Genomic DNA, 18,746 nt, shown 5'->3' with positions numbered 1-18,746 from the left:
AACCGAACCACCAGGAGCCACCCGTGTCACCCACACCCCAAAAGCCTCGCGTCCTCTACGTCACCGATCTCGCCTACGAGGCCAAGGGGCGCCGGTACAGCGACGAGGACATCTTCCTCACCGCCCGGCTCCGCGAGGAGTTCGACATCGCGCTCTGCCACCCCCTGGACGCGGCCGCGCTGATGGACGCCTACGACCTCGTCGTCGTCCGCAACAGCGGCCCCGTCCTCAACTACCAGGCCGCGTACGACCACTTCCGCGCCGAGGCCGCCCGCCGGGGCACGCGCGTCTACAACCAGCTGACCGGCCGGGGCGACATGGCCGGCAAGCAGTACCTGCTCGACCTCACCGCCGCCGGATACCCGGTCATCCCGACCGTCGACCGCGCCGAGGACCTCGACCGCCTCCCGGCCGTCGCCGAGTACGTGGTCAAGCCCAAGCTCGGCGCGGACTCGATAGGTCTGGAATTCGTCCCCGGGGACCGGCTCCGTCAACTGCCCTACGGCGACGGCAACATCCTCGTCCAGCCCCGCATCCACTTCACGTACGAGGTGTCGTTCTACTTCGTCGACGACGCCTTCCAGTACGCGCTGTACGCGCCGGACCCGTCCCGCCGCTGGGCCCTGGAACCCTACGAGGCCACTGAGGAAGACCTCGCCTTCGCCCGGCGCTTCATCGACTGGAACACCATCGACCACGGAATCCAGCGCGTGGACGCCTGCCGCACACCGGAAGGCGAACTGCTCCTCGTCGAGCTGGAGGACCTCAATCCGTACCTGTCGCTGGAGTTGCTGCCCCAGACCGGCCGGGACGCCTTCGCGGCGAGCATGGCCGCGTCCATGCGCCGCACGATCCAACCCGGCTGAGCACAACGGGAGGGCCCCCTTCCGCAACGGCGCCAGGGGAGACGCCCGTTGAACCACGCACAAGGGAAGCCGGCGCGCGAACGCAAGATCGCTGAGGGCTGCACCGAACCGCCCGAAGCGGAGGCCGGGCGCGCCGAGTTCCGCATGGCCTTCGATCTCGGGCAGGCGGCCCACGCCCCGTAGCGTGGTGGCGTCCCGTCGAGCCGTGTAGCAGCGATCACTGCAACAGCCCCTGGTCATGGGGCGGCCAGAGTGCTGAGTGCGATGCGGTGACCACGTGGTCGTTGACCTGTGATTTGCGGGCATTTTGGTTCGTGATGGCCCGGCAGCCACGCCGCCGCGCAGAACCAAATCGCCCGCAATCCGCACCTCGACGGCTGCACCACCCGGCGGGACACGATCCCATAGCGCGCAAACGTGAAGGGGCGCCCCGCCGTTCAGGCCGGGCGCCCCTTCCGGAACGCAAAAACCTACGCGCTCTTCTCGTGCCGCTCCCCCGGCCCCTCGCCACCGCGCGAGCGCGGGACCAGAGTCGGGTTGACATTCGACTGGACGACGTCCGCCGTGATGACCACACGAGCGACGTCCTTGCGGGACGGCACCTCGTACATCACCGACATCAACACTTCCTCCATGATGGCGCGCAGGCCGCGCGCCCCCGTGCCGCGCAGGATCGCCTGGTCGGCGATGGCCTCCAGGGCCGGGCGGTCGAAGTCCAGCTCCACGCCGTCGAGTTCGAAGAGGCGCTGGTACTGCTTGACCAGGGCGTTGCGGGGCTCGACGAGGATCTGGAGCAGGGCCGCGCGGTCGAGGTTGTGGACCGACGTGATGACCGGGAGGCGGCCGATGAACTCGGGAATCATGCCGAACTTGACCAAGTCCTCCGGCATGACCTCCTGGAACTGGTCGCTCGCCTCGATCTCCCGCTTCGAGCGGATCGTCGCGCCGAAGCCGATGCCCTTCGCGCCCGCCCGGGACTCGATGATCTTCTCCAGGCCGGAGAACGCGCCGCCCACGATGAACAGGACGTTCGTCGTGTCGATCTGGATGAATTCCTGGTGCGGGTGCTTGCGGCCGCCCTGGGGCGGGACGGAGGCCGTGGTGCCCTCCAGGATCTTCAGCAGGGCCTGCTGGACGCCCTCGCCGGACACATCCCGGGTGATCGACGGATTTTCGCTCTTTCGGGCGACCTTGTCGATCTCATCGATGTAGATGATGCCGGTCTCGGCCTTCTTGACGTCGTAGTCGGCGGCCTGGATCAGCTTCAGCAGGATGTTCTCGACGTCCTCGCCGACGTAGCCCGCCTCGGTCAGCGCCGTCGCGTCGGCGATCGCGAACGGGACGTTGAGCATGCGGGCGAGCGTCTGCGCGAGCAGCGTCTTGCCGGAGCCCGTCGGGCCCAGCAGCAGGATGTTGGACTTGCCCAGCTCGATGCCGTCGTCCCGGTTGTGCGCGCCGGTGTCCCCGGCCTGGACGCGCTTGTAGTGGTTGTAGACGGCGACCGAGAGGGCCTTCTTGGCGGCCTCCTGGCCGACCACGTACCCCTCGAGGAACTCGTAGATCTCACGGGGCTTGGGGAGTTCGTCCCAGCGGACCTCGGAGGTCTCCGCGAGCTCTTCCTCGATGATCTCGTTGCAGAGGTCGATGCACTCGTCGCAGATGTACACACCCGGACCCGCGATGAGCTTCTTCACCTGCTTCTGGCTCTTGCCGCAGAACGAGCACTTGAGCAGGTCGCCGCCGTCACCGATGCGTGCCACGAGGTGCTTCCCCTTCGCCTGGGATCCGCCTTGCTCTGCGAACCCGAGTGCTTGCCTATCGACGGTACCTTGCCGGGCCCCCCGTGCGGGCCCCCCTCGCACCTACTCGGCCAAGGGGGGTACCGGCGGCACAGTGTCCGGGAACCCGTGCGGACCGGGCCCCGGACTGTGTCACGTCAGACGTTCACGTCGGACGTTGTCAGACGTTGACGGACGACTTGCGCGTCGAGACGATCTGGTCCACCAGACCGTACGCCAGCGCGTCCTCGGCGGTGAGGATCTTGTCGCGCTCGATGTCGTCGCGGATCTTCTCGATCGGCTGGGTGGAGTGCTTGGCCAGCATCTCCTCCAGCTGGGTGCGCATGCGCATGATCTCGTTGGCGGCGATCTCCAGGTCGGAGAGCTGCTCACGGCCCGTCTGGCTGGACGGCTGGTGGATCAGCACACGGGCGTTGGGCAGCGCCATGCGCTTGCCCGGGGTGCCGGCGGCCAGCAGGATCGCCGCGGCCGAGGCGGCCTGGCCCATGCAGACCGTCTGGATGTCCGGCTTCACGAACTGCATCGTGTCGTAGATCGCCGTGAGGGCGGTGAAGGAGCCGCCGGGCGAGTTGATGTAGATCGAGATGTCGCGGTCGGGGTCCATCGACTCCAGGCACAGCAGCTGCGCCATGACGTCGTTGGCGGAGGCGTCGTCGATCTGGACGCCCAGGAAGATCACGCGCTCCTCGAAGAGCTTCGCGTACGGGTCGTACTCGCGCACGCCCTGGGAGGTGCGCTCGACGAAGCGCGGCACGACGTAACGGGCGTCCACCTGCGGGCCCGTGTAGAGGCCACTGCCGGAGAAGTTGTTCATGCGGGTGTTCACCATCCTGATGGCGGTCGTTGGCTGGGAATCAGCTGTCAGCTGGGTTTCGGCTGTCAGCGGGACTGCCGGGGCTCAGGCCCCGGTGCCGCCGCCGCCCGGAACGCCGGAGGCGTGCGTGATGATCTCGTCGATGATCCCGTACTCCTTCGCCTCCTCAGCGGTGAACCAGCGGTCACGGTCACCGTCACGGATGATCGTTTCCACGGACTGGCCGGTGTGGTGGGCGGTGATCTCCGCCATGCGCTTCTTGGTGCGGAGCAGCTGCTCGGCCTGGATCTTGATGTCCGAAGCCGTGCCGCCGAGGCCCGCGGAGCCCTGGTGCATGAGGATGTCGGTGTTGGGCAGCGCGAAGCGCTTGCCCGGGGTGCCGCCGGTCAGCAGGAACTGACCCATCGAGGCCGCGAGGCCCATGCCGATGGTGACCACGTCGTTCGGGATGTACTGCATGGTGTCGTAGACCGCCATGCCGGCCGTCACCGAGCCGCCGGGGCTGTTGACGTAGAGGTAGATGTCCTTGTCCGGGTCCGCGGCCAGGAGGAGCATCTGGGCGGTGATCTTGTTGGCGATGTCGTCGTCGACCTGCTGGCCCAGGAAGATGATCCGCTCGTCGAGCAGCCGGCTGTAGACCTGGTCGCCGAGGCCGCCACCGATGGAGGGTCCGCCGGCGGCGGAAGGCATCAGATTCGTCACGTGATCCACCTGCTCGTCTCTGACGGCAACGGGCCGTCTCCGCGTCTTCACTGGGGCGGGGGTCCTCCGGGGCCGGTACGGTCCGGCTCGCTCCAAGTCTCCCCTGCCCTCGTATCTACGGACCCTAACGCGCTGGTCGGCGGGCGCCATCCCGCATGAGGAACTGTTCGCTCTGAGCGCAGGTGCCGGGCGCCGCACGGGCTGTGTACGGCGCGCGGGCGGGGCGGGCGCCCCCGGCGGGGCCGGACCGGGGTGCGCGGACGGGCCCGGCCGCGGCCCCCCGCCGCGCGTGGCGGCGGAGGCGCGGACGGGCCCGTCCGTGAGTGCGGTGAAGGCCGCAGGCCCTTACTTGGCCTCGGTGCCCTCGGCGGCCTCGACGGCCTCCGTGGCGGCCTCGGTCTCGTCCTCGTCCTCCAGGCTGACGACCTCGCCGTTGGCGTCCTTGACCGTGGCGGCCTCGACGACCGTCGCGAGGGCCTTGCCGCGGGCGACCTCACCGACGAGCATCGGGACCTGGCCCTGCTCGACGACGGCCTGGGCGAACTGGTCGGGGCTCATGCCGGAGGTCTGGGCACGGCGCATCAGGTGCTCGGTGAGCTCGTCCTGGCCGACCGACAGCTTCTCCTTGTTGACGATCTCGTCGAGGACGAACTGGGTGCGGATGCCCTTCTCGGCCTGCTCCTTGAGCTCGGCGTCGAGCTCCTCGGCGGACTTGCCCTGGATCTCCAGGTACTTCGCCAGGTCCAGGCCCATCTGGCCGAGCTGGTGGTGCTCCAGGTTGTGCTTGCGGGTGTTGATCTCGTCCTCGAGAAGCTTCTCGGGCATCGGGACCTCGACCAGCTTCAGGAGCTCCTCGAGCACCTTCTCCTGGGCCTGGGTGGCCTGGTCGAACTTCTTCATCCGGGCGAGACGCTCGCGGCTGTCCGCCTTGAGCGCGTCCAGGGTGTCGAACTCGCTCGCCAGCTGGGCGAACTCGTCGTCCAGCGCGGGCAGTTCACGGGCCTTGACGGCGGTGACGTCGACCTTGACCTCGGCCTCCTTGCCCTCGGCGGAACCGCCCTTGAGCTCGGAGGTGAAGGTGGCGGTGCCGCCGGTCTCCAGGCCGGTGACGGCCTCGTCGATGCCGTCCAGCAGCTGGCCGGAGCCGATGGTGTAGTCGACGCCCTCGGCGACGCCGTCCTCCAGGACCTCGCCGTCGACCTTGGCCTCGAGGTTCACGGTGACGATGTCGCCCTCGGCGGCGGCGCGCTCGACCGGGGAGGTGGTGGCGAAGCGCTCACGCAGCTGCTCGACGGACTTCTCGACGTCCTCGTCGGTGACCTCGACGGCGTCGACGGTGACCTCGATGCCGGAGTAGTCCGGGATCTCCAGGGCCGGACGGATGTCCACCTCGGCGGTGAAGGTCAGCAGCTCGCCGTCCTTCAGCTCGGTGATGTCCACCTCGGGCTGGCCCAGCGGGTTCAGCTCACCCTCGTTGACGGCCTCGGTGTAGAACTTCGGGAGCGCGTCGTTGACGGCCTCCTCCAGCACGGCGCCGCGGCCGAACCGCTGGTCGATCACACGAGCCGGGATCTTGCCCTTGCGGAAGCCAGGGATGGAAACCTGCTGGTTGATCTTCTTGTACGCCGCGTCGAGGCTGGGCTTGAGCTCCTCGAAGGGCACCTCGACAGTGAGCCGAACCCGGGTCGGGTTCAGGGTCTCCACGGCGCTCTTCACGGTTCGGTCTCCTTGGGGCTGACTTCGGGTTTTCTGCTGAGCTCTCTGCTGAGGTCCAGCGGATCGCGCCCGGTAGAGAGACACAGACGCGCAACCTGCATAGTAACCGCACGCGGGATGAGCCCCACAAGGTGATCTTGATGGTCGGGGTGGCCGGATTCGAACCGACGACCTTCCGCTCCCAAAGCGGACGCGCTACCAAGCTGCGCCACACCCCGTCGGTGCGAGTCGTAGGGTACATGCCCGCCGGAGTGCCGGCCGACGTTTGACCGGCCTATGACCTTGGGGAACGCTCGGCGGGCGCTGCCCGGGGGCGGGGTGTGCGGTGAGGGCGTCCGACCCGCTACGATGCACGTCAGTGCCGGGCACCTCAACGTGCGGACGGCACGCGCGGGCGTAGCTCAATGGTAGAGCCCCAGTCTTCCAAACTGGCTACGCGGGTTCGATTCCCGTCGCCCGCTCGTTCAACGCCCCCGGCTCCGGCCGGGGGCGTTTCGCTTGCCGCGACGGCTCGCGGGCCGGAACGGCTCAGAGCTTGATGCCGCTGATCGTCTGGGCGATCGAGTTGAGGAAGCGGTGGATCGACGGTGCCATCCCCGACGAGGCCAGGAAGAATCCGAAGAGCGCCGCGACGATCGCCGGGCCGGCCTTGATCTTCCCGCCGCGGATCATCATCACCAGGATGATCGCCAAGAGCAGCACCGCTGACACCGATATGGCCACAACTGATCACACCCTCGGTCGAAGACACCTGGCCCGGCTCCGGACGCGCCGCCCCGCAGGCCTCCCATCGCACCATCGTGCCATCAACTGGCCGCCCTGGCAGGTGCCGTGACGATTCGTCGGGTGATGATCCGGCCCTTCGGGCCGTCGGTTTCCGGCCGGGCGGCGGGCGGGACGGACCGGAGTCCTTGCCACCGCTTTACCCGGCGCCCCGCCAGGCCCGGCTAGGGTGCCTCGAATGCCCCCCACTGCCACGTCCCCGGCACGTTCCGTGGCCTCCGTCCCTCCCCAGCCGGGTCCGGGCGTCCCCAAGGCCCGCGATCCCTTCTTCGACAACGCCAAGTACCTGGCCATCGTCCTCGTGGTCCTCGGTCACGCGTGGGAGCCGCTCACCCACAGCAGCCGGGCCGCGACGGCGCTCTATCTGACCGTGTACACCTTCCACATGCCGGCGTTCGTGCTGATCTCCGGCTACTTCTCGCGGGGCTTCGACCTGAGCCCGCCGAAGCTCAAGCGCCTGATCACGAGCGTCCTGGTGCCGTATCTGGTCTTCCAGCTGGCCTACGTCGAGTTCCAGCACCTCTTCGACGAGGGGTCGGAGCCGGATCCCTTCACGCTGCTGGAGCCCTGGTACCTGAACTGGTTCCTGGCCGCGCTGTTCGTCTGGCGGCTGACCACGCCGATCTGGCGGACGATCCGGTGGCCGGTCCCGGTGGCCTTCGCGATCGCGGTGATGGCGACCGTGACCCGTGAAGTCGGCAGCGAGTTCGACGTGATGCGGGTCATGCAGTTCCTGCCGTTCTTCGTGATCGGGCTCCAATTGGAGCCGCGCCACTTCGCGCTGCTGCGCCGCCGCTGGGTGCGGATCGCGGCGGTGCCGCTGTTCACCTGCGCGGTGGCGACCGCGTACTGGCTGGCGCCGCGGCTGGACAGCGGCTGGTTCTACCGCAATTCCTCCGTGCAGGACCTGGGCGAACCGCTGTGGACGGGGCCCGTGATGGTGCTCGCGCTGTCCTTGTGCGCCCTCGCCCTGACGGCGGGCTTCCTCGCGTGGGTGCCGCGCCGCCGGACCTGGTTCACGGTCCTGGGCACGGGCACCATGTACGGCTTCCTGCTGCACGGCTTCGTGATCAAGATCTCGCGCTGGCGCGAGTGGTACGACCTGTACGCGTGGATCCGGGGCCCGCTGGGCGAGGTCCTGGTGTCGGTCCTCGCCGTCGCCCTGGTCACCGTGCTGTGCACCGCTCCGGTGCGGCGGGTGTTCCGCTGCGTCGTCGAGCCGCGGATGGACTGGGCCTTCCGCGGCCCGGCGCCGGCGGCTACAGGTGCAGCAGGATCTGCGTCAGCAGCGCGATCCACCACCCCAGCGGAAGCAGCAGGACCAGCGCGACCGGACGCCTGAGCAGCGGGGCGCCGGGGTCCGGCTGCGCGCTGTGCGTACCGGGAACCGGCGCCTGGAGCCTGCCCAGCTTGGACCGCACCACCAGGTTCCAGATCAGGGTGAACGGCGTGAAGAAGATCAGCGAGAAGGGGCTCCACCAGCCCTGCCAGAAGGTCTTGGCGGTCATATCGCGGCGCAGCGCGGTGCCGCAGGTGCGGCAGAACCGGCCTTCCTGCTTGAGGAATCGCATCAGGATGAGAAAGCCCTGGTGGCCGCGGATGGTGACGTCGACCGCCGGAAATCCGCCGCATATCCGGCAGTTGTCGTGCTGCGGCGGGGCCGAGTGGGCACCGGGCTGCTGGGCGTACGGATTGTGCTGCCGGTCATACGGGTCCGCCCCGTAGGGCGGTTGCGGCTGCTGAGGAGTGGTCACAGGAATTCCCCCGTCGTGCGGTCGAGCATGAGAAATGCCGGACGGCGCACGGCAATACGTGCGGCGTTCCGGCGGCCTTACAAAATAGACCGCGGCGGACCGCATCGCACATCCGGGCGATGGCCCCGGGAATTGCTTCAGTCGCGCCGGTCGCGGCAGATGAGCAGCAGTGCGCGGTCGTCGTTGACGTCCTTGGCGACCGCTTCGATCAAATGCCAGGCGGCGCCCGCGAATCCGGTGGTGACATAGCGGTCGGCCTCGCCGGTGAGCCGGTCCATGCCCTCGGTGAGTTCGCGTTCGGCGGTTTCCACCAGGCCGTCGGTGAAGAGCATCAGGACGTCTCCGGGGCGGAGCCTGCCCTTCACGGAGTGGAATTCGGCGCCGTCGTAGACGCCGAGCAGCGGCCCCTCGGCGGCCATTTCCTCCCAGCGTCCGGAACCCGCGCTGAGGTGGAGTCCGGGGACGTGGCCGGCGGAGAAGAGTTCGTAGTCGCCGCTGTCGAGGTCGAGGACGAGGTGGACGGAGGTGGCGAAGCCCTCGTCCCAGTCCTGGCGCAGGAGGTAGCCGTTGGCGGCGGGGAGGAAGGAGTGCGGGGGCAGCGATCCCAGGAGTCCGCCGAAGGCGCCGGAGAGCAGCAGGGCGCGGGAGGCGGCGTCCATGCCCTTGCCGGAGACGTCGGTGAGGACGACCTCCAGCGTGCGGCCGGCGTTGGTGCGTGCGGCGACGACGAAGTCGCCGGAGAAGGACTGGCCGCCGGCCGGGCGCAGAGCCATCTCGCGGTGCCAGCCGCGCGGCAGTTTGGGCAGCTTGCTCTGGACGCGGATGCGTTCGCGGAGGTCGAAGAGCATGGTGCCGCCGCGCCGCCAGGGCACGCCGACGCGGCTGCGGAACTGGGCGATCAGCAGCCCGAGGAAGCCGACGGCGGCGACGACCAGGATGGTGCCGGGGGTGACGCGGTCGGCGCCGTAGGCGTAGGGGTCGAGGACGGCGGACTCGACGATGAGGGCGGTGGCCGCGGCGGCGTAGAGGCCCAGGAGGCTGGCGGGGCGCAGGAGCAGGCCGCCGGCGACGATCGGCAGGACGAGGGCGGCGGGGGCGCACCACTCGGGCTCGGCGATGGTGCCGATGGCGAGGGCGGGTACGGAGAGCAGCAGGGCGGACAGGGCGAGCCAGTCGGAGCCGTCGCCGCGGAAGTAGTCGACCCCCGCCTTGCGCACGCTCGTGCGGACCCGGTGCAGTGCTTTGCGCATCCGGGCCGTCGGGGTCTCCGCACCGCCAGTCATTGCTTCGGGACCTTATCCACCCATTCGGCGGCGCGTCGATTCACGCCGCGCCGACACGGCTGCCCGCAGGGCACCTGGGGAGCAACCCTATGCGAAAGCCGTCCGCCTGATCGGATATACGCGGGTCCGCATGCCTGTACAGCGGTGGAATCGGCCAGGCCGTGCCGCCCTTCGGCCATCGCGGGGACGAAAGGGACGGCGAGGGCGGCCTGCCACGCATAGGAGCCCGGGCCCGCGCGTGACGCACGGGCGGCGCGCCAACTGCCGTGCGCGCGCTGCCCGGTGGCGCCCCGGGGTGATCAGCGCCGCTGGCACCCGGGGCACCAGAAGAGGTTGCGGGCGGCGAGGCCGGCGGTGCGCACCTCGGTGCCGCACAGGTGGCAGGGCTGGCCGGCGCGACGGTAGACGTACACCTCGCCGCCGTGGTCGTCCACGCGCGGCGGACGGCCCATGGCCTCGGGGGTGTGCTCGGGGCGGACGGTGTCGATGCGGTTGTTGCGGACGCCCTCGCGCATGAGGCCGGCCAGGTCCGTCCAGATCGCGTCCCATTCGGACCGGGTGAGGTCGCGGCCGGTGCGGTAGGGGTCGATGCCGTGCCGGAAGAGGACCTCGGCGCGGTAGACGTTGCCGACGCCGGAGATCACCTTCTGGTCCATCAGGAGCGCGGCGACGCTGGTCCTGCTGCGGGAGATCCGCCGCCAGGCGGGCTCGGGGTCCTCCCCCGCGCGCAGCGGGTCGGGGCCGAGCCGGTCGTGTATCGCCTGCTTCTCGCCGTCGGTCAGCAGCGCGCAGGTGGTGGGGCCGCGCAGGTCGGCGTAGGCGTCCGCGGTGGCCAGGCGCAGCCGGACAGTGTCGGTCGCCGGGGGCGCGGGGGCGGCGGCGAGGGTGTACTTGCCGAACAGGCCGAGGTGGACGTGGATCCAGCCGGCGGCCTCGAAGCCGAGGAAGAGGTGCTTGCCGTGGGCCTCGGCCTCCGCGAGCGGGCGCCCGTCGACGAGGGCGGCGCCGCCCGCGAACTTGCCCTGGGGGCTCGTCGCCCGGACGGGCCGGTCCGCGAAGAGGGCGTGGTGGTCGGCGGCCAGGCGGTGGATCGTGTGCCCTTCGGGCATCGGAAGTCCTTATGTCCTCATGCGGGTTCGGGACAGGTTTGGGATACAGGTGCGGGCCCGCCGCGATGCGGCGGGCCCGGGCGTCGGGAGGGGTCAGCCCTGCTGCGGGTGGTGCGCCGGGATCTCGGGGAGCTCGCCGGTGGTCTCGTAGCGGCTGAGCATCTCGATGCGGCGGGTGTGACGCTCCTCACCGGAGTACGGCGTGGCCAGGAAGATCTCGACGAACTTGGTCGCCTCCTCCTGCGAGTGCATCCGGGCGCCGACGGCGATCACGTTGGCGTTGTTGTGCTCGCGGCCCAGCTCGGCGGTCTGCTCGCTCCAGGCGAGCGCGGCGCGCACGCCCTTGACCTTGTTCGCGGCGATCTGCTCGCCGTTGCCCGAGCCGCCGATGACGATGCCGAGGCTGCCCTCGTCCGCCGCGGTCCGCTCGGCGGCGCGCAGGCAGAACGGCGGGTAGTCGTCCTGGGCGTCGTAGATGTGGGGACCGCAGTCGACGGGCTCGTGACCGTGGGCCTTGAGCCACTCGACGAGGTGGGACTTGAGTTCGTAACCGGCATGGTCGGAGCCGAGGTACACGCGCATGCGTCCGAGTGTGGCACGTCCTGGAGGGGGCCGCGGCACCGGGCAGCGGGGTCACTGGTTGTAAAGGCAACGATATGGATTCGGGTCTTCCGAAATAAGGCCGGGTGACGTTCTAATGCGGGGACTCGTGACCCGAGTGCCCCGAGAACCTAAGGAACTGTCCATGAGCGCGATACCGCCGACCGTGACAAAGGCGTCGACGTCCGGTGATCCCGCAGACGCCGCCACGTCCGCGCAGAACGGTGGCGGCCTTCAGGCCGGGCTCAAGAACCGCCACCTTTCCATGATCGCCATCGGTGGCGTGATCGGCGCCGGCCTCTTCGTGGGCTCGGGCTCCGGCATCGCCGCGGCGGGTCCGGGCATCCTCGTCTCCTACGCCCTGGTGGGCGTCCTGGTCGTCCTGGTGATGCGGATGCTCGGCGAGATGGCCGCCGCCAACCCGACCTCGGGCTCCTTCTCCGCCTACGCGGACCGGGGCCTGGGCCGCTGGGCCGGCTTCACGATCGGCTGGCTCTACTGGTTCTTCTGGGTCGTGGTGCTGGCCGTCGAGGCGACGGCGGGCGCCTCCATCCTCAACAGCTGGATCCCCGATGTCCCCAAGTGGGCCTGGGCGCTGCTCGTCATGGTCGTGCTCACCGCGACCAACCTGGCCTCGGTGAGCTCGTACGGCGAGTTCGAGTTCTGGTTCGCGGGCATCAAGGTCGTCGCCATCGCCGCGTTCGTGGTCATCGGCGGCCTCGCGGTCTTCGGCCTGCTGCCGGGCTCGGACAACGAGGCGGCCGGGCTGGCCCACCTCACCGACCACGGGGGCTTCCTGCCCAACGGCGCCGGGGCGATCCTCACCGGCGTCCTGATGGTCGTCTTCTCCTTCATGGGCAGCGAGATCGTCACCCTGGCCGCGGGCGAGTCGGAGAACCCGCAGCGCGCGGTCCGGCAGGCGACCAACAGCGTGATCTGGCGCGTCGCGGTCTTCTACCTGGGCTCGATCTTCGTCGTCGTCACCCTGCTGCCCTGGGACTCCAAGGCGATCCTCAAGGACGGCAGCTACGTCGCGGCGCTCGACTCGATCGGCATCCCGCACGCCGGGCAGGTCATGAACGTCATCGTCCTGGCCGCCGTCCTCTCCTGCCTCAACTCGGGCCTCTACACGGCCTCCCGCATGGCCTTCTCGCTCGGTCAGCGCGGTGACGCGCCGGCGGCGTTCGCCCGCGTCAACAAGCGCGGGGTGCCCAAGGCGGCGATCCTCGGCTCGGTGGTCTTCGGCTTCCTGTCGGTCTTCTTCAACTACATGTGGCCGGACACGGTCTTCAAGTTCCTGCTGAACTCCTCGGGCGCGGTCGCCCTGTTCGTCTGGCTGGTCATCTGCTTCACCCAGCTGCGGATGCGCGGCATCATCCTGCGCGAGACGCCGGAGAAGCTGACGGTGCGGATGTGGCTGTTCCCGTACCTGACCTGGGCCACGATCGGCATGATCCTCTTCGTGCTCGGCTACATGGTGTACGACGGCGGCGACAACCGGCAGCAGGTGCTGCTGTCGGTGCTGGTGGCGGTGTTCGTGCTGGCGATCGGGCTGGTGCGGGAGCGGCGGCGCCGCGGCGTGGCGGCGAAGTAGCGCCTCCCGGATGGCGAGGGCCCGCACCCTGGGTGGTGCGGGCCTTTGTGTTGTGCCCCTGCCCCGCCCCTTCACCGTTTCTCACGCGCTCCGCGCGGTCTGTCCTCAAACGCCGGACAGGCTGATCATTCAGCCCGTCCGGCGTTTGAGGACTCCGCCCGAAGGGCGGACGGGGTCCGGGGTCTCCCCGGGAAACGGTGAAGGGGCGGGGCAGGGGCAGAAATCAGGGCCCGCACCACGACGGTGCGGGCCCTTCGCCGCGCGAGAGCGCGCTCAGCCGCGCCGCTCCAGCCACTTCCGCGCCGCCGGCAGCGCGCCCATCGCCAGCGCCGCCTTGAGCGCGTCACCGATGAGGTACGGGGTCAGCCCCAGCGCGACCGCCTCGCCGAACGAGACGTGCAGCGCCAGCGCCAGATACGGCACCCCCACCGCGTAGATGACCGCCGAGCCCAGCGCCATCGTCCCGGCCGTGCGCAGCACCGAGCGGTCGCCGCCGCGGCGGGCCAGGGCGCCGACGACGGTGGCGGCCAGCAGCATGCCGAGGACGTAGCCGAAGGAGGGGAAGGCCGCGCCGGACTTCGCCTCCGCGAACCAGGGCAGGCCCGCGATGCCGGCGACGGCGTACAGCGCGAGGGAGAGGAAGCCGCGGCGGGCGCCGAGCGCCGTGCCGACGAGGAGGGCCGCGAAGGTCTGGCCGCTGACCGGCACCGGGGAGCCCGGGACCGGGACGGCCAGCTGGGCGGCGACGCCGGTGAGCGCCGCGCCGCCGACGACGAGGACGGCGTCCCGGACGCGGGCGGACGAGGCAGGCAGGAGATCGGCGAGGACCGTACCGGTCCGGGGGGCAGCAACTGCGGCGGTGGCCATCGGTACTCCGCTGGAAGAAGGGACAGGAAATCAGGCACGCGTAAGAACACCGTGACGTTAGCCCAGCCCGCCCGAATAGGCATGGGCGCGCGTCACAAAGCCGCCCGGGGGTGCTTTGGCGGGTTTCACCGGACAGTGATGCTGGTCACGGGAGTGTCCGGGCGGCTTGGTTCCGGCCCCCCGGTCGGGAGAATGGGGGCAAGGTACGCGCACCAGCGCACGGCCCCGCACCGCACCGACCGAGAGTTACGAGCCCCATGCACGACGCACCCTCCGCCGACGAGTCCCTCGCCGGCGCGAAAGAGCCGCTGTCCACGGGGCTCAAGCAGCGGCACCTGACGATGCTCGGGCTGGGCGGGGTGATCGGCGCCGGCCTCTTCGTGGGCTCGGGGGCCGGGATCTCCGTCGCGGGTCCCGGGATCATCGTCTCGTACCTGATAGCGGGCGCCCTCGCCATGCTGGTGATGCGGATGCTCGGCGAGCTGTCGTCGGCGATGCCGGCCTCGGGCTCGTTCTCGGTGCACGCGGAGCGCGCGCTGGGCCGCTGGGCCGGGTTCACGGTCGGCTGGCTCTACTGGTTCCTGCTGGTGATCGTGCTCGCCGTGGAGGCCACGGCCGCCGCGCAGATCGCCCACGGCTGGGTGCCGGGCATGCCGCAGTGGGCCTGGGTCCTGGTGTTCATGGTGGTGTTCACCACCGCGAATCTCACCGCCGTGAAGAACTTCGGCGAATTCGAGTTCTGGTTCGCCGCGCTCAAGATCGGCGCCATTCTCCTCTTCCTCGGTCTGAGCCTGCTGGCGATCTTCGGGCTGCTGCCCGACACCGAGGCCGTGGGCATGGCCAACCTGACCGGCCAGGGCGGCTTCCTGCCCAACGGCTGGCACGGGGTGATCTCCGGCGTCCTCGCGGTCGCCTTCGCCTTCGGCGGCCTGGAGGTCGTCACCATCGCCGCCGCCGAGTCCGAGGACCCCGAGCGCGCGGTGGGCCGGGCGGTGCGCAGCGCCGTGTGGCGCATCCTCTTCTTCTACGTGGGCTCGATGCTGGTCATCGTGACCCTGCTGCCGTGGTCGTCGCTGAAGCCGGGCGAGAGCCCGTACGTGGCGGTCCTCGACCACATCGGGGTGCCGTCGGCCGGGCAGATCATGCAGATCGTGATCTTCGTGGCGCTGCTGTCGGCGCTCAACGCCAACCTCTACGGCTCGTCGCGGATGGTCTTCTCGCTCGCCGAGCGCGGCGAGGCGCCGCGGGCGCTGCTGGCGGTCTCGCGCGGCGGCGTGCCGGTCCGGGCAGTGCTGGCCTCGGTCGCGTTCGGCTTCGCGTCGGTCGTCCTCAATCTCTACTGGCCGGATTCGATCTTCCGCTATCTGCTCAACTCGGTGGGCGCGGTCCTGCTCTTCGTCTGGGGTCTGATCGCCGCCTCCCAGCTGCGGCTGCGGCGCCGGATCGAGCGCGAGATGCCGGAGCGGCTGACCCTGCGCATGTGGTGCTTCCCCTATCTGACCTGGGCCGCTCTGGTCGGCATGGCGGGGGTCCTGGTCCTGATGATCAGCGACGAGGGGGCCCGTCCGCAGCTGCTGTGGTCGGCGGCCGCCACGGGCGCGGTGCTGGCGGTGGCGGGCCTCCGGGAGCTGCGGCTGCGCCGTACCGAGCGCTCCGGCCGATAAAAAACCTGATTCTGGCGATATTTCGGATGCGGAGAGTCATCGCCGCGTCTGAATATCGGACATCTGTGTGACAAGTGTTGTCCTGAGCGAACATCACCCCCACACTGAGGCAACTTTTCGGAGTTGTTTCAACAATCACCACTCCTTTTCACTCACGGGGACAGACACGACCATGACTCGGACAGATGCGAGCTCCGCGCCCGAGCGCGCGGTCACCGAAGAGCCGCCGGACTCCGGCACCTCCCTGTCGCACGGCCTCAAGCAGCGTCATCTGTCGATGATCGCCCTGGGCGGGGTCATCGGCGCCGGCCTCTTCGTCGGCTCGGGGGCGGGCATCGCCGCCGCCGGCCCGGGGATCGTGCTCGCCTATGCGGTGTCCGGGCTGCTCGTGATGCTCGTGATGCGCATGCTGGGCGAGATGGCGGCGGCCAACCCCGCGTCCGGCAGCTTCTCGGTCCACGCCGAGCGCGCCATCGGCCCCTGGGCGGGCTTCACCGCCGGCTGGGTGTTCTGGATAGAGCTCTGCGTGGCCATCGCCGTGGAGGCGCTCGGCGCGGCGGCCATCATGGTCCAGTGGTTCCCCGCCACGTCCTCGTGGATGTGGGTCCTGCTCTTCATGGTCATGTTCTGCGGCATGAACCTGGCGGCGGTCGGCAACTTCGGCGAGTTCGAGTTCTGGTTCGCCGCCCTCAAGGTCGCCGCGATCGGCATCTTCCTCGTCCTGGGCGTACTCGCCATCTGCGGCCTGCTGCCGGGCACCTCCGCCCCGGGCACCTCGAACCTCACGGGCCAGGGCGGCTTCCTGCCCAACGGCACGGACGGCCTCGTCGCCGGCCTGCTGGCGTCCGTCTTCGCGTACGGCGGCCTGGAGACGGTGACGATCGCCGCGGCGGAGTCCGAGCACCCGGTCAAGGGCGTCGCCAGTGCGGTCCGTACGGCGATGTGGCGCATCGGCCTCTTCTACGTCGGCTCGATGCTCGTCGTCGTCACCCTGATCCCGTGGACCGACAGGTCGATCCTGACGGGCCCGTACGTGGCCGTCCTGGAGCACCTCGACATCCCCGCGGCCGGCGAGATCATGAACGTCATCGTGCTGATCGCGCTGCTGTCGGCCATGAACGCCAACATCTACGGCGCGTCCCGCATGGCCCACTCGCTCGTCGAGCGCGGCGAGGGCCCCCGCTTCCTGGGCAAGGTCACGGGCGGCGTGCCGCGCCGGACCGTCGTGGCCTCCTCCGCGTTCGGCTTCGTCGCCGTGCTGCTGAGCTACCGGTGGCCCGACACCGTCTTCAAATGGCTGCTGTACATGACGGGCGCGGCGGTGCTGGTGGTGTGGGGCTTCATCGCCGTCACCCAGCTGATGATGCGCCACCGCCTGGAGCGCGAGCAGCCGGAGCGGCTGGTGGTCCGGATGTGGTGGTTCCCCTTCCTGACCGTCGTCGCCCTGCTGGGCATCCTGTGCACGCTCGGCCTGATGCTGCGCGAGAAGGACACCGCCGTCCAGCTGTACGCCACGGCCGGGCTCACCGCGGCGCTCGCCCTCGTCGGCTACGTGCGCCAGCGCGTCGCGGCGGCCCGCCGGAGCTGACGTCCCGCCACCCTCCCCCTCCCGAGGCGGGGTCGGTCCTGATCACCAGGGCCGACCCCGCCTCGGTCTTTGGGACGAGACATGACTCATCCGGACCCTCTCCCGGCGCATGCCGCGCACTTGCTGGTAGCGTCTACCTGCAAGTTAATTGCAATAAGCAGTCGGAGGGCTCGGCATGGCCATCTACACACTTCCTGAACTTCCGTACGACTACGCGGCGCTCCAGCCGGTGATCGACGCGAAGATCATCGAGCTGCACCACGACAAGCACCACGCGGCGTACGTCAAGGGTGCGAACGACACGCTGGAGCAGCTCGCCGAGGCCCGTGACAAGGACCAGTGGGGCTCGATCAACGGCCTGGAGAAGAACCTCGCGTTCCACCTCTCCGGCCACATCCTGCACAGCATCTACTGGCAGAACATGACCGGCGAGGGCGGCGGCGAGCCGCTGGACAAGGACGGCGTGGGCGAGCTGGCCGACGCCATCGCGGAGTCCTTCGGCTCCTTCGCCAAGTTCAAGGCCCAGCTGACCAAGGCCTCGGCCACCACCCAGGGCTCCGGCTGGGGCGTCCTCGCCTACGAGCCGATCAGCGGCAAGCTGATCGTCGAGCAGATCTACGACCACCAGGGCAACGTCGGCCAGGGCTCCACCCCGATCCTGGTCTTCGACGCCTGGGAGCACGCCTTCTACCTGCAGTACAAGAACCAGAAGGTGGACTTCATCGAGGCCATGTGGCAGGTCGTCAACTGGCAGGATGTGGCGAAGCGTTACGCCGCCGCCAAGGAGCGCGGCAACGCGCTGCTGCTCGCCCCCTGAGCCACGGCACACCGCAGTCGGCCTGCTCGTGATCGTCTTCTCACCCGTGTCACGCGGCAGGCACACGGAGGGCCCCCGCGCGGTCGACTCGCGCGGGGGCCCTCCCCATGCTCCCACCGCCCCGGCTCAGGCGTGCCCGAACGCCTCGCCCGTCACGGCGAACTCCCGGGCCAGGCCCGTCTCGTGGAGCCGGGCGAACGGGGTGAACGGAACGCCCAGCTCCGACCCGCCCCGGTCGAAGTTCCAGCCCTTGTGCAGGGCGAAGCGGTAGTCGACGGCCGTCGCGCCGTCGCCGTCCACCCGCACGGTGCCGGTCAGCCGGAACTCCGCGCAGCGCAGCGCCAGCCACCAGTCGGCGCTGATCCGGCGGGTGATCAGGACGTCGCGCCAGCCGCTGTCCGCGGGGTAGGCGGCCGGTGCCCGGGGGCCCGCGCGCCAGCGGTCGAGGGCCTCGGCCCGCCAGTGCGCCAGCTGTTCGTCCGCGGCCGCGCGGACGGCCGGGAGCGCGAGGAGGTCCGCGGCGTCGATCCGGACGGGCGTCCCGTCGGCCCGCAGGTAGTGCCGCATCATGCCCGCCGCGTTGCGCAGCCGGCACAGGGACCACAGCGGCGGCAGGGCGCGGCACACGGCGAGGGTGAGGAAGTCGTAGGGGCGCACGGGCAGCTCGGCGAAGGCGGCGTTGCCGCACGGCGGCTCGGCGTCGGCCCAGCCGCCGTCGCGGCCCAGGGGCCGGGAGAGGTCGGTCTGGCCCATCAGTCTCCTAGCGAGGGGACCACCGGCTCTGGCCAGT

Annotated in this window: 18 protein-coding genes and 2 tRNA genes; 8 read left to right on the top strand and 12 right to left on the bottom strand. The window is 69.8% G+C overall.

The window, feature by feature from the left end; translation table 11 throughout:
• Positions 1–23: 23 nt before the first annotated feature.
• Together I5Q34_RS02115 and I5Q34_RS35435 are read left to right on the top strand one after the other, a co-directional pair.
• Positions 24–866, top strand: a complete 843-nt coding sequence (locus I5Q34_RS02115; RefSeq protein WP_199890331.1) for a hypothetical protein — start codon at positions 24–26, stop codon at positions 864–866.
• Positions 867–914: 48 nt separating this feature from the next.
• Positions 915–1,049 carry a hypothetical protein gene (locus I5Q34_RS35435; RefSeq protein WP_267911893.1) on the top strand — a complete coding sequence of 45 codons (135 nt, stop codon included), beginning with the start codon at positions 915–917 and terminating at the stop codon, positions 1,047–1,049.
• Positions 1,050–1,336: 287 nt separating this feature from the next.
• Here I5Q34_RS35435 and clpX read toward each other — a convergent pair whose 3' ends face one another.
• The 5 genes from clpX to I5Q34_RS02090 all read right to left on the bottom strand — a co-directional run bounded on the left by clpX (position 1,337) and on the right by I5Q34_RS02090 (position 6,115).
• Complete coding sequence (clpX, locus tag I5Q34_RS02110) at positions 1,337–2,626, bottom strand: ATP-dependent Clp protease ATP-binding subunit ClpX (RefSeq protein WP_199890330.1); 1,290 nt, start codon at positions 2,624–2,626, stop codon at positions 1,337–1,339.
• Between the two features lie 199 nt (positions 2,627–2,825).
• Positions 2,826–3,494, bottom strand: coding sequence for an ATP-dependent Clp protease proteolytic subunit (locus tag I5Q34_RS02105; RefSeq protein WP_277965313.1), 669 nt, complete (start codon positions 3,492–3,494; stop codon positions 2,826–2,828).
• Between the two features lie 69 nt (positions 3,495–3,563).
• A complete protein-coding gene (locus I5Q34_RS02100) occupies positions 3,564–4,169 on the bottom strand; it encodes an ATP-dependent Clp protease proteolytic subunit (RefSeq protein ID WP_199890813.1) in 606 nt (201 codons plus the stop codon).
• A gap of 357 nt (positions 4,170–4,526) precedes the next feature.
• A complete protein-coding gene (tig, locus tag I5Q34_RS02095) occupies positions 4,527–5,897 on the bottom strand; it encodes a trigger factor (protein ID WP_199890328.1) in 1,371 nt (456 codons plus the stop codon).
• A gap of 141 nt (positions 5,898–6,038) precedes the next feature.
• Positions 6,039–6,115, bottom strand: a tRNA-Pro gene (locus I5Q34_RS02090).
• 172 nt (positions 6,116–6,287) lie between these two features.
• Here I5Q34_RS02090 and I5Q34_RS02085 point away from each other — a divergent pair.
• Positions 6,288–6,358 (top strand) — tRNA-Gly (locus I5Q34_RS02085).
• Positions 6,359–6,425: 67 nt separating this feature from the next.
• Here I5Q34_RS02085 and I5Q34_RS02080 read toward each other — a convergent pair.
• Positions 6,426–6,620 carry a hypothetical protein gene (locus I5Q34_RS02080; RefSeq protein WP_199890327.1) on the bottom strand — a complete coding sequence of 65 codons (195 nt, stop codon included), beginning with the start codon at positions 6,618–6,620 and terminating at the stop codon, positions 6,426–6,428.
• A gap of 238 nt (positions 6,621–6,858) precedes the next feature.
• On the opposite strand from I5Q34_RS02080, the gene I5Q34_RS02075 reads away from it, so the two are divergent.
• Positions 6,859–8,022: an acyltransferase family protein gene (locus tag I5Q34_RS02075; RefSeq protein WP_199890326.1), complete on the top strand. Its 1,164-nt coding sequence runs from the start codon at positions 6,859–6,861 to the stop codon at positions 8,020–8,022.
• Here the strand turns inward: I5Q34_RS02075 and I5Q34_RS02070 are convergent.
• The 4 genes from I5Q34_RS02070 to I5Q34_RS02055 all read right to left on the bottom strand — a co-directional run bounded on the left by I5Q34_RS02070 (position 7,940) and on the right by I5Q34_RS02055 (position 11,408).
• A complete protein-coding gene (locus I5Q34_RS02070; protein ID WP_199890325.1) occupies positions 7,940–8,434 on the bottom strand; it encodes a hypothetical protein in 495 nt (164 codons plus the stop codon). The two genes, I5Q34_RS02075 and I5Q34_RS02070, sit on opposite strands and share 83 nt — an antisense overlap.
• Positions 8,435–8,571: 137 nt before the next feature.
• Entirely contained in the window at positions 8,572–9,717 is a 1,146-nt protein-coding gene (locus I5Q34_RS02065; RefSeq protein ID WP_199890324.1) for a PP2C family protein-serine/threonine phosphatase, read from the bottom strand.
• Positions 9,718–10,016: 299 nt separating this feature from the next.
• On the bottom strand, positions 10,017–10,826 hold the full coding sequence (locus I5Q34_RS02060; RefSeq protein ID WP_199890323.1) for an Fpg/Nei family DNA glycosylase: 810 nt from the start codon (positions 10,824–10,826) through the stop codon (positions 10,017–10,019).
• A 93-nt stretch (positions 10,827–10,919) separates the two neighbouring features.
• Positions 10,920–11,408: a ribose-5-phosphate isomerase gene (locus I5Q34_RS02055; protein WP_199890322.1), complete on the bottom strand. Its 489-nt coding sequence runs from the start codon at positions 11,406–11,408 to the stop codon at positions 10,920–10,922.
• 163 nt (positions 11,409–11,571) lie between these two features.
• On the opposite strand from I5Q34_RS02055, the gene I5Q34_RS02050 reads away from it, so the two are divergent.
• Positions 11,572–13,020 carry an amino acid permease gene (locus I5Q34_RS02050; protein WP_199890321.1) on the top strand — a complete coding sequence of 483 codons (1,449 nt, stop codon included), beginning with the start codon at positions 11,572–11,574 and terminating at the stop codon, positions 13,018–13,020.
• Positions 13,021–13,293: 273 nt separating this feature from the next.
• Here the strand turns inward: I5Q34_RS02050 and I5Q34_RS02045 are convergent, their stop codons facing one another.
• Positions 13,294–13,887: a biotin transporter BioY gene (locus tag I5Q34_RS02045; protein WP_199890320.1), complete on the bottom strand. Its 594-nt coding sequence runs from the start codon at positions 13,885–13,887 to the stop codon at positions 13,294–13,296.
• Positions 13,888–14,144: 257 nt separating this feature from the next.
• On the opposite strand from I5Q34_RS02045, the gene I5Q34_RS02040 reads away from it, so the two are divergent.
• The 3 genes from I5Q34_RS02040 (at position 14,145) to I5Q34_RS02030 (ending at position 17,956) form a co-directional block, all read left to right on the top strand.
• On the top strand, positions 14,145–15,551 hold the full coding sequence (locus tag I5Q34_RS02040; RefSeq protein ID WP_199890319.1) for an amino acid permease: 1,407 nt from the start codon (positions 14,145–14,147) through the stop codon (positions 15,549–15,551).
• Between the two features lie 172 nt (positions 15,552–15,723).
• On the top strand, positions 15,724–17,139 hold the full coding sequence (locus I5Q34_RS02035) for an amino acid permease (protein WP_199890318.1): 1,416 nt from the start codon (positions 15,724–15,726) through the stop codon (positions 17,137–17,139).
• Between the two features lie 175 nt (positions 17,140–17,314).
• On the top strand, positions 17,315–17,956 hold the full coding sequence (locus I5Q34_RS02030) for a superoxide dismutase (RefSeq protein ID WP_199890317.1): 642 nt from the start codon (positions 17,315–17,317) through the stop codon (positions 17,954–17,956).
• Positions 17,957–18,082: 126 nt separating this feature from the next.
• On the opposite strand, the gene I5Q34_RS02025 is transcribed toward I5Q34_RS02030, so the two are convergent.
• On the bottom strand, positions 18,083–18,709 hold the full coding sequence (locus I5Q34_RS02025; RefSeq protein ID WP_199890316.1) for a hypothetical protein: 627 nt from the start codon (positions 18,707–18,709) through the stop codon (positions 18,083–18,085).
• Between the last annotated feature and the right edge of the window lie 37 nt (positions 18,710–18,746).

Source organism: Streptomyces sp. AV19 (assembly GCF_015999245.1).
Classification (GTDB): Bacteria; Actinomycetota; Actinomycetes; order Streptomycetales; family Streptomycetaceae; genus Streptomyces.
Note: the sequence above shows the minus strand (reverse complement) of the source record. Positions and strands in the feature narration are given on the sequence as shown.

What these genes read in the sequence shown, in the direction of transcription:
- I5Q34_RS02105 (WP_277965313.1), bottom strand. Translation starts at nt 3,494, where the DNA reads ATGGTGAACACCCGCATGAACAACTTCTCCGGCAGTGGCCTCTACACG.
- I5Q34_RS02100 (WP_199890813.1), bottom strand. Translation starts at nt 4,169, where the DNA reads ATGCCTTCCGCCGCCGGCGGACCCTCCATCGGTGGCGGCCTCGGCGAC.
- I5Q34_RS02075 (WP_199890326.1), top strand. Translation starts at nt 6,859, where the DNA reads ATGCCCCCCACTGCCACGTCCCCGGCACGTTCCGTGGCCTCCGTCCCT.
- I5Q34_RS02065 (WP_199890324.1), bottom strand. Translation starts at nt 9,717, where the DNA reads ATGACTGGCGGTGCGGAGACCCCGACGGCCCGGATGCGCAAAGCACTG.
- I5Q34_RS02060 (WP_199890323.1), bottom strand. Translation starts at nt 10,826, where the DNA reads ATGCCCGAAGGGCACACGATCCACCGCCTGGCCGCCGACCACCACGCC.
- I5Q34_RS02055 (WP_199890322.1), bottom strand. Translation starts at nt 11,408, where the DNA reads ATGCGCGTGTACCTCGGCTCCGACCATGCCGGTTACGAACTCAAGTCC.
- I5Q34_RS02050 (WP_199890321.1), top strand. Translation starts at nt 11,572, where the DNA reads ATGAGCGCGATACCGCCGACCGTGACAAAGGCGTCGACGTCCGGTGAT.
- I5Q34_RS02045 (WP_199890320.1), bottom strand. Translation starts at nt 13,887, where the DNA reads ATGGCCACCGCCGCAGTTGCTGCCCCCCGGACCGGTACGGTCCTCGCC.
- I5Q34_RS02040 (WP_199890319.1), top strand. Translation starts at nt 14,145, where the DNA reads ATGCACGACGCACCCTCCGCCGACGAGTCCCTCGCCGGCGCGAAAGAG.
- I5Q34_RS02035 (WP_199890318.1), top strand. Translation starts at nt 15,724, where the DNA reads ATGACTCGGACAGATGCGAGCTCCGCGCCCGAGCGCGCGGTCACCGAA.
- I5Q34_RS02030 (WP_199890317.1), top strand. Translation starts at nt 17,315, where the DNA reads ATGGCCATCTACACACTTCCTGAACTTCCGTACGACTACGCGGCGCTC.
- I5Q34_RS02025 (WP_199890316.1), bottom strand. Translation starts at nt 18,709, where the DNA reads ATGGGCCAGACCGACCTCTCCCGGCCCCTGGGCCGCGACGGCGGCTGG.